The organism is Mesorhizobium sp. M0437 (assembly GCF_040321335.1).
Taxonomy (GTDB): Bacteria; Pseudomonadota; Alphaproteobacteria; order Rhizobiales; family Rhizobiaceae; genus Mesorhizobium.
The window spans coordinates 1-7,970 of sequence record NZ_JAMYRK010000121.1 but is presented as its reverse complement, the minus strand read 5'-3'; the positions used below and the strand labels follow the sequence as shown (position 1 = coordinate 7,970).

Here is a 7,970-nt window from a genome sequence, read left to right as displayed (position 1 = left end):
GCGCCTTCCGGGTTTGTTCCGCTTGTCAGAGTTTGTCGGCGACGATGGAGAGCGCGACCCGACGGGGTAACTCTACCGGGTCGAGAGACAGAGTCGGCGGCTCGGTCGTCCTCGTCATGTTGTCGGTCTATGCCTAACCCGGCCCTGTCGTCCTCGATCATGCCGTGGACCGTCGCCGGATCGTGGATCGAGGCGAGAAAATCAGCGTAAGCCTCCGCGCCCATCTCCGCGGGATCACCGCCGTACCATGCGTCTGGATTGGCAGGGATAGCCTGCTCCGGCTTTCCAGGCTGAGCGAAGAAGAACCAATGCCACCATGCCGATGCGAACCGCGCGTCACATCGCGCCAGCGCATAGCCGATCGGAATGGCTTCAAGGATTGCGAGGCGGCTGACGGATGCCGGATGATCCATCGCTGTCCGAAATGCGGTGTATGCCCACGATCGTGACCCACAAGTCCGAAGCGATCGAAGCCCAGATAGTCCATAAGGGCTAAGCAATCGCAGGCCTTGGACCTTTTGGATGAGCCCGAATGGTCAGGCATGTCAACGGGCTTGGAAGACTGGCCGAAACCGCGAAGATCAGGGCAAATTACGGTGTATTCCTCAGCCAAAATCGGCGCCACGATGCCAAGTAGCATGGGTGCGAGGATGACCGTGCAGCATCAGAAGCGGTGGGCCCCTTCCACCAACCCGGACTCTGAGCGTCGCTTCCGGAAGTTTGATCTGCTCCAGCGAGAAACCTTCAAACGTGCAACTCCCTCCATTCGCAACATTTGCCAAACATGTAAACGGAGACGCAGTTCAATGTCGGCTTCCGCGGGATATGAACTTGCCTCGTATTCCGCGAAGAGGTCGTGAGCCGAACGGCGGCTTACTGGTCCCTCGGCAATAACCGGACGGACAGCAAACGGCCCCCAAAAAGCCGCCAGGCGGCAACGCGCCTGATATCGCACTTCGAGGTCAACTCTGCCGTTTCCTTTTAGCCGAAGTTTGCAAACGGCCCCGCTAACAATCGTGGTTGCGCCTTTGGGCATCGTGGTTCAGACCGTGGCGGATTAGAACTCTGTTGGCTTTGCGATCGGCTCATCGCTGCCGAAATCAGTGACCTATATAAAGGGGCATGTCCACGCGCCGAAAAACCAATGCAACAGCGAAGCTGATTGGAGAATGGCCTTTGCCCCCGGCTGCAACGCTTGGATCGTCCGTCAGAGCGACGGGTATTTTTCTCGAAATACGCGCCCGCCTTCCAACGGAGTTCAGGAAATTGCTCAATATCGAATCCCGCGTGCTTACCCTGCGCCTGTCTGAGGGCGCCGAGAATGATGTGCAGGTGGTATTCGGGATCGTATCCAAAGCACTGCAGAATATCGAAGAACTGCCCGTAATCCCCCGTGAAATCGAGGACATTCTGACGATCTCGACGGCCGAACGGCACCGCTGGCTGAAAGGTGGTCGCTTGCAGAGCGCCGGGACGAAAACGGTGAAACTCCGCGGGCGGGCAAGGAACATCACCTTTCACGTGTTCGACCCGCAGTACGTGGAGGATGTGCTTGACCGCGACCTGGTTACGGTCTGGCGCGAACAGGACGCAGCGACAGCTGCAGACAATAGGCGGCGTGGCGCGGGGAAGGCCGCTATGAAACGTGCTCAAAGAAGCGGGCGCGGAACTGCAGCTTCAGCTGGCCATGGCCCCGATGAAAACTCGCACTCCAGTTTGCGCGGCTGGGAAGATTTTGAGAATGACGGACTCCTGCGCTGATGGGCCGGGCGCACAAGCAGGTTAGGACGTTTGCCTGCGCCGTGCGAGATGCGCAAGGAGGGCCGTCAAACGCATCGCGTTCAGGACCCGCTTCGCAGGGACACCGCCCTTGCGCGCCATCTCGACACCCCAATGCATGTGGTCGAGCTCGCGGATCGAATGAGCGTCCGGATTGATGCTGAAGATGCAGCCCTGATCGAGTGCCTTTTGATGCCAGCGCCAGTCGAGGTCGAGGCGCCAAGGATGTGCGTTGATTTCGACAGCGACGCCGTGTTTCGCACACGCTTTGAGGACTTTGTCGACGTCGAGATCATAACCGGGCCGGCGCAACAGCTGGCGACCGGTCATGTGCCCGATGATTGTCGTCCGAGGATTTCCGATCGCCTCAATGATACGCTCCGTCTGCTCTTTCTTCGGCAACTTGAAGCGGCTGTGCACGCTCGCGACGACGAAATCGAACGTCTCCAAAATATGATTCGGGTAATCGAGCGAGTCATCAGCCAGAATGTCCGCCTCGATGCCCTTCAGTATGCGAAATTTTCCATTGTATGCCTTGTTCAGCCGGTCAGCTTCGCGGTGCTGTTCAGCAATCTCCTGCAACGAAAGGCCGCCTGCGTAGTGAGCGGACTGCGAATGATCGGCGACACCATAGTAGTCGAAACCGCGCTTGCGCGTGGCTTCAGCCATTGCCTCAAGCGTTTCGGTGCCATCGGATGCGGTCGTGTGAGAATGCAGGATGCCATGCAGATCTTCATCCCGAATGAGGGCGGGTAGCTTCTGCTTTGCCGCTCGCTCAATCTCGTCGCTGCCTTCGCGCAATTCAGGCTCGATAAACTGCAAGTCTAGAGCTTGGTAGATTTCTTCTTCTGTCGCTGACGCGATCAGCTTTCTCCCGCGATGAAGCCCGTCGGCGTCTAGGGTGAACCCCTTGTCGGCCGCGAACGTCTTCAATTGCTCGAGGTGGTCTGCCGAACCGGTTGCTTCGAGCAGGCTCGCGCCAAAGTGCTTCCGGTCCGTGACAACAAGCCTGAGGGTCGTATCCTCAATACCAGTCGACTTTAAGCCCTGCGCTACCAGAACGAAGTCGGAAACGAGCTCGCAACCGCGCCGGAAGTCGCCTGCAATTTCGACGCGCGAAAACTCTGGATGTTCTTGCTTCACCGATATGACCGCATGTTCGAGAAGGGCGGCGGCCTTGTGCAGGTGAAGTTGCGTTTCGCCGCTTCGCACGATGGCCAGGTTCTGCAGGAGTTTTGTCTGAAGCGCGGCGCCGAGGCCTTTGACCGGGCGTATGCGGTCCTCTTTTGCCGCGGCCTCAAGCTCCGCCAGCGAGTTCACACCGAGCACCTGATGAAGCTTCAGTATCTTATCGGGACGAAGCCCGGGTACGGCAAACAGCTCCAACACGCCCGCTGGGACATCCTCGCGCAGCTTCTCAAGGCTTGGGTGCGTGCCGGTTTGGTAAAGCTTGGTCACGAAGTCTGCGATCGCGTCACCGATCCCCGGGATCGTGGTGAGGGCGCCGGCGGCGATGATCCGATCAAGCGGCTGCGACAGCGCCGTCAGACTGTCTGCCGCGCGCAAGTATGCCTTTGTGCGATAGGGATTGTCGCCGCGCATAGACGCCCGTTGCGCGTATTCCCTCAAAAGACTGGCGACGGTCCTCGGATCGATTTTTGCCATGCCTTCAGCCAAACGAGGCCGATCTCCGCAGCTTCCAATCAGGCAAGGCCATGAGCGCCGCGTTGCCCTTTAATCCCGGCTTTACAGCCTCTTCCGCGTCGGACGCTACAGATTGGGCAAGGATTGGTCAGCGCGACCCCATTCCGCCAGAGCTTTGGAGGCCGCGCGTTTCTTTAATTCAGGAGCATCGCCCACGTGGAAATGAGAGGGCGCATCTATTGTCTTCATCTCCGCCCACGTGATCGGTGCCGCGACAGGAGCGCCCGGACGTGATCTTGCGCTGTAGGGCATGATCGCGGTCGCCCCGCGCTGATTGCGTAGATAGTCCACAAAGATGCGACCCTTGCGGCGCGCCTTTGACAACACGGCCGTGAAATGGGCCGGATCGCTCCGGGCGACCGCCTGCGCCAGGCGAGACGCGAAGTCCTTCACCTCTGGCCACTCGGCGCGAGGGGTGAGCGGCGCGATGACGTGCACTCCTTTGCCTCCTGTCAGCATCGGGAAAGTCGTAAGTCCCAACGATTTAAGGATAGCGCGGAACTGAAAGGCAGCGGCGCGGACGGCCTCAAAATCGAGGCCTTCATCGGGGTCGAGGTCGAACACGAGGCGGTCGGCCTTTTCGACATCCTCGATCCGAGCTCCCCATCCATGCAGCTCAATCGTTCCCATCTGGACGCAAGTCATCAGTCCGTCGGCATCGTCGACATAGAGATATGGTTCCTCGTGCCCGTCCTTCTCCATGATGCCGACGTGGTGGACTTTGTCGCCAAAGCTGCCGGCGTCGTGTTTTTGGAAGAAGCACTTCTTCGCGCGGCCCTGTGGGCATCGAACCAGACTGATCGGCCGGCTGCCAACCCAAGGAAGCATGATCGCCGCGACCGCTGCGTAATAGTCGGCAAGCTGTCCCTTGGTGATGTTGGACTCCGGATAGATGACGCGGTCACGGTTACTTATCGCGATGGCGGTTGTCGCAGACGCGGCGAGATCGGCTGCATGACGTTCCGTCTCGAGCACGACCGCCTCCGGCTTCTTGTCTTCACGGAGACCAAGATAGCTCGGATGTCGTAACGTCCCTTCATTTGTCATTTCGGTGAAGGCAATCTCAGCGACCAGGTTCGGACGGAGCCAGTGTGCGCCGCGCACTTCGGCGCGTGGTGCGTCGACGGTGGCGGCCTTCTGCTCAAGCGGCGCCATGATCTTCAAGAGACGAAGAAGTTCAGCGGTATCGAAGCCGGTGCCGACTTTCCCGGCGTAACGCAGCTTGCCGCGGTCATGAACGCCAAGGATCAAGGACCGAAACGCGCGGACCTTGTCGGACGGCGTCCAGCCGACAATCACAAATTCCTGCCGCCTGATGCATTTGATCTTCAGCCAGCTTGCGCCGCGGGCCGCCACATAACTCGAATCCGCGAGCTTTGAGATGACGCCCTCAAGGCCGGCAGCGCAGAAGCGATCGAGCAGCTCTTCTCCGCGGCCGAGGATATGGTCGGAGTAACGAAGGACCGGATTTTTCGCAGGCAAGATCGCCTCCAGCTTCGCCTTGCGCTCAACAAGAGGAAGCCTTGTCAGATCTACGCCGTCGAGCTGCAGCAGATCGAACGCATAAAAGTCGATAGTCGCCGGGGCACCCTTCAATGCATTTTGAAGCGCCTGGAAGTTAGATCTTCCTTCCGCATCGACAACCACGGCCTCGCCGTCAATCAGGGCGGAGCGCACCTTGAGCTTGCGAGCCTCGGAGAGGATCGAGGGAAAACGGCTAGACCAGTCCAGACCAGATCGTGTGTAGGCTCGCGCCTCGCCTCCGCCGACAGCAACGAGAATACGATAGCCGTCGTATTTCATCTCATGGATCCAACGATCGCCGGCAGGGACCGTGTCCACGAGCGTTGCGAGCTGGACCGGCCGGAAAGCGGGCGGCGCTAAAGTGACCTCGTCACGAGCGGGCGACTTCGCTTGACTAGCGCCCGACGCATTGATTGCCTTACGCGAGGTTGGCTTGACCACTCTGACCTAAACCATACTCAGAGACGAAACAGCGTTATCCGCGTCCAACGCGCGATTACTTCTTTAGTTTCGCTGCCGGCCGTTTTGAGCTTTTCGCGATCATTGCCGACCCGCTTGATTAGCGCCTCGGCCTGAGGCCGTGCTTCCTGCCTCCGGCCCTTCCATTCCCGATTTTTCGCGCACAGCTCACAGGCAATAATCAAGCGCTGGAACGTGCCCTCAAATGCCGCCACAGCGTATCCGGTTTCTGCCATCGGCTTTAGAAGCCTGACATTCCGGGTCCGGTCCCCTATAGTATGCGTTCGGTTTTGATCTTCTCGTCGAAACCAGGTTTCGATTGATGACTACTCGACGTGCCCCATTGACGCCGAGTACCTCGCCCAGAGCAGCTCCGATGCCGGTTTCGAGAAGTGCAAAATGGCCCACCGACCAGAGTGAATGCTTTCGTATCCGGGTCTATTTCGAGCAGCGCGGACTTGGTCAGCATTCAGAGAGCCTAGCGGGTCCTTCCCATGGGCACCGGCCTGCTACTCACGGAGCACCCCCTCCTCCTTGGCAGCAGCCTCGAAAGCCTGACGGACCTCTTCCGGAGTCACACGGTCCTGAAAGGCGTCGGCGCAGAGTTGCACAGCCTTCCTCCACTTAGGTCCCATCTTGGTCCACTTCATGAGTTCCTCGGCGGCACCCTCGACGTTGTTGCACCCGTAGGTGACCCCAGGTCGGTCGGTCTTGACGTACACCGGACGGGAGAACCAATGGGTTGCCACGACAACTCCTACTCAGGGGAGAGATACACGTTGGCCTCCTTAGCGGCAGCCTCAAAGGCCTTTCGTATTATGTGGGGGTCAATCGAATCGCCCTCCAAGGCTGACAGGCAGAGGGTCACCGCCTTATGCCAGCGAGGCCCTCGCCGGGTCCACATCTTGAGCTGCTCAAGGGCTTCCTTCGCATTGTTGCAGCCATGCCTGACACCGGTTTCAGTCTTCACGAACACCGGAGGGACGAACCAGATGGGCGCCATGATACCTCCTACTCAGGGGAGAGATATACGTTGGCCTCCCTGGCAGCCGCCTCAAAAGCTTCAGGGACCTCATGGGGGGACACCCTGCCCTCGAACGCGTTGACGCAGGAGTGGACCGCTTGCGTCCACCTCGGGCCCTTTGTTTCCCATTCCATCAGTTGCTCGGCGGCTCCCTTGAGTGGCTGACCCCATTGCGAATGCCGGGACGTTTCGTCTTCACGTCTTCACGTAGACCGGTGGAGAGAACCAGAGAAGACCATAAGGGGGAACTTAGAGCGGCAAGAGCCCGCCGACCAACCCCGCCTTAGACGCAGCTAAGGGAACGATGTAGGCCCTCGCGGGTTTAGAGGGTTGCAGCGGTCGGTTCTTCTTGGATGTGCAGCCGCTGTGGCGGGGGTCCGTCGCCTCTCATCTCCATGCTTGGCGGCGGGCTCCTTTCGCGAAGGCGGTGTTGGTCAGAGAACCTTTACCGCAATTCAAGTTAGCTGGTTGTCATTGGGGGGAGTAATGTCCCCTCCTCTTTTGCAGCAGCCACTTCATCAGCTCCTCCCCGGCTGCCTCGGCGTTGTTGACGTTGCGGATGATCCCGGGACGCTCGGTCTTGACCGGGACCGGAGGGTTGAACCAATGGAGTGCCATACAGTCACTCTTTGTCGGCGCGCTCGCCGGCGATGATGACGCACTTGCGCGGTTGAGGCGGGACGATCGCGAGCACCCCACAACTCGGTATTTCAAGCGGCTCGGCATCCCGCGACCCTGACCTGTTATCAAAAATTATGGTCGCGGCGACTGTCCTAAGTAGATGTCGCGGCCCGACAGGGCCCCATACATGCCCATACGTGCGGAATTCCTCGACGAGGCCGCGCATGCGATTCTCTTGCCTCGAAACAGGGGCCGGAGATTAACGGGAATGAAGTTTATCGGTAGTCACCCCTGGGCCGTAATCGATTGCCTGTCGGATCGAGGCCGAGCAGCTTCAATTCCTCCAGATCGAACACTGAACTACTTGACCCGTTGCCTTCTCTCACGAACTCTTTCGAAAACACGCGATGAAGACCGAGTGCGCGCGATCCAGCTTCGCCCCTCGCAACGAAATCGGGAGGGCCGACATGCGTTTGCCAGACAAAGTTGGTGGGGCAGGTTTCCACGTAACTTTTGATCCGTAGGCCGCTTTGCCCGGAGCGGTGATATGTCCACGTAGAGTGCAGATCCGCGGCTCCAGCCTTCTCGCGCAAGCATTCGGCGTCTCCGCATGATCGACGCAGGATGTTTGCTGCAAGAGTGATGCATGATGGACAGTGGTGGGGCACCCATTGACGATGTCAGGCATTCAGGATTTTCGCTTCCTTGGCGGCGCGTGCCACGCGCGCTACATCCGCTGAGCTGCCGCCGCCGAGAACCTTCATGATAGTGATGGGGTTGTCTAATCGCCGCTGGGACGTCAAGCATGTAATTGCGTCGAGACGACGCTGCCGGGTGCATGGTTGTCTTCGCGGTCGAC

9 protein-coding genes are annotated in these 7,970 nt (G+C 59.2%); 1 reads left to right on the top strand and 8 read right to left on the bottom strand.

Translation table 11 applies throughout. The annotated features are described in order from the left end of the window. Positions 1-157: 157 nt before the first annotated feature. Positions 158-640: an alpha/beta fold hydrolase gene (locus NKI72_RS33380; protein WP_352852040.1), complete on the bottom strand. Its 483-nt coding sequence runs from the start codon at positions 638-640 to the stop codon at positions 158-160. Between the two features lie 482 nt (positions 641-1,122). Here NKI72_RS33380 and NKI72_RS33375 point away from each other — a divergent pair, with 482 nt between their 5' ends. Continuing rightward, positions 1,123-1,761, top strand: coding sequence for a hypothetical protein (locus NKI72_RS33375; RefSeq protein ID WP_352852039.1), 639 nt, complete (start codon positions 1,123-1,125; stop codon positions 1,759-1,761). 21 nt (positions 1,762-1,782) lie between these two features. Here the strand turns inward: NKI72_RS33375 and NKI72_RS33370 are convergent, their stop codons facing one another. The 7 genes from NKI72_RS33370 to NKI72_RS33340 all read right to left on the bottom strand — a co-directional run bounded on the left by NKI72_RS33370 (position 1,783) and on the right by NKI72_RS33340 (position 7,108). After that, positions 1,783-3,444 carry a PHP domain-containing protein gene (locus NKI72_RS33370; protein WP_352852037.1) on the bottom strand — a complete coding sequence of 554 codons (1,662 nt, stop codon included), beginning with the start codon at positions 3,442-3,444 and terminating at the stop codon, positions 1,783-1,785. Positions 3,445-3,549: 105 nt separating this feature from the next. Continuing rightward, positions 3,550-5,448: a DNA ligase D gene (ligD, locus tag NKI72_RS33365; RefSeq protein WP_352852036.1), complete on the bottom strand. Its 1,899-nt coding sequence runs from the start codon at positions 5,446-5,448 to the stop codon at positions 3,550-3,552. A gap of 17 nt (positions 5,449-5,465) precedes the next feature. After that, positions 5,466-5,702: a hypothetical protein gene (locus NKI72_RS33360; protein WP_352852034.1), complete on the bottom strand. Its 237-nt coding sequence runs from the start codon at positions 5,700-5,702 to the stop codon at positions 5,466-5,468. 273 nt (positions 5,703-5,975) lie between these two features. Then, positions 5,976-6,215: a DUF982 domain-containing protein gene (locus tag NKI72_RS33355; protein WP_352516193.1), complete on the bottom strand. Its 240-nt coding sequence runs from the start codon at positions 6,213-6,215 to the stop codon at positions 5,976-5,978. A gap of 8 nt (positions 6,216-6,223) precedes the next feature. After that, positions 6,224-6,469 carry a DUF982 domain-containing protein gene (locus NKI72_RS33350; protein WP_352473718.1) on the bottom strand — a complete coding sequence of 82 codons (246 nt, stop codon included), beginning with the start codon at positions 6,467-6,469 and terminating at the stop codon, positions 6,224-6,226. 8 nt (positions 6,470-6,477) lie between these two features. Further along, on the bottom strand, positions 6,478-6,627 hold the full coding sequence (locus NKI72_RS33345; RefSeq protein WP_502898652.1) for a DUF982 domain-containing protein: 150 nt from the start codon (positions 6,625-6,627) through the stop codon (positions 6,478-6,480). A 334-nt stretch (positions 6,628-6,961) separates the two neighbouring features. Then, positions 6,962-7,108: a hypothetical protein gene (locus NKI72_RS33340; RefSeq protein ID WP_352837387.1), complete on the bottom strand. Its 147-nt coding sequence runs from the start codon at positions 7,106-7,108 to the stop codon at positions 6,962-6,964. Between the last annotated feature and the right edge of the window lie 862 nt (positions 7,109-7,970).

Coding starts and splice junctions, on each gene's coding strand:
- NKI72_RS33340 (WP_352837387.1), bottom strand. CDS start 7,108: ATGGCACTCCATTGGTTCAACCCTCCGGTCCCGGTCAAGACCGAGCGT.
- NKI72_RS33360 (WP_352852034.1), bottom strand. CDS start 5,702: ATGGCAGAAACCGGATACGCTGTGGCGGCATTTGAGGGCACGTTCCAG.
- NKI72_RS33380 (WP_352852040.1), bottom strand. CDS start 640: ATGCTACTTGGCATCGTGGCGCCGATTTTGGCTGAGGAATACACCGTA.
- NKI72_RS33370 (WP_352852037.1), bottom strand. CDS start 3,444: ATGGCAAAAATCGATCCGAGGACCGTCGCCAGTCTTTTGAGGGAATAC.
- NKI72_RS33350 (WP_352473718.1), bottom strand. CDS start 6,469: ATGGCGCCCATCTGGTTCGTCCCTCCGGTGTTCGTGAAGACTGAAACC.
- NKI72_RS33375 (WP_352852039.1), top strand. CDS start 1,123: ATGTCCACGCGCCGAAAAACCAATGCAACAGCGAAGCTGATTGGAGAA.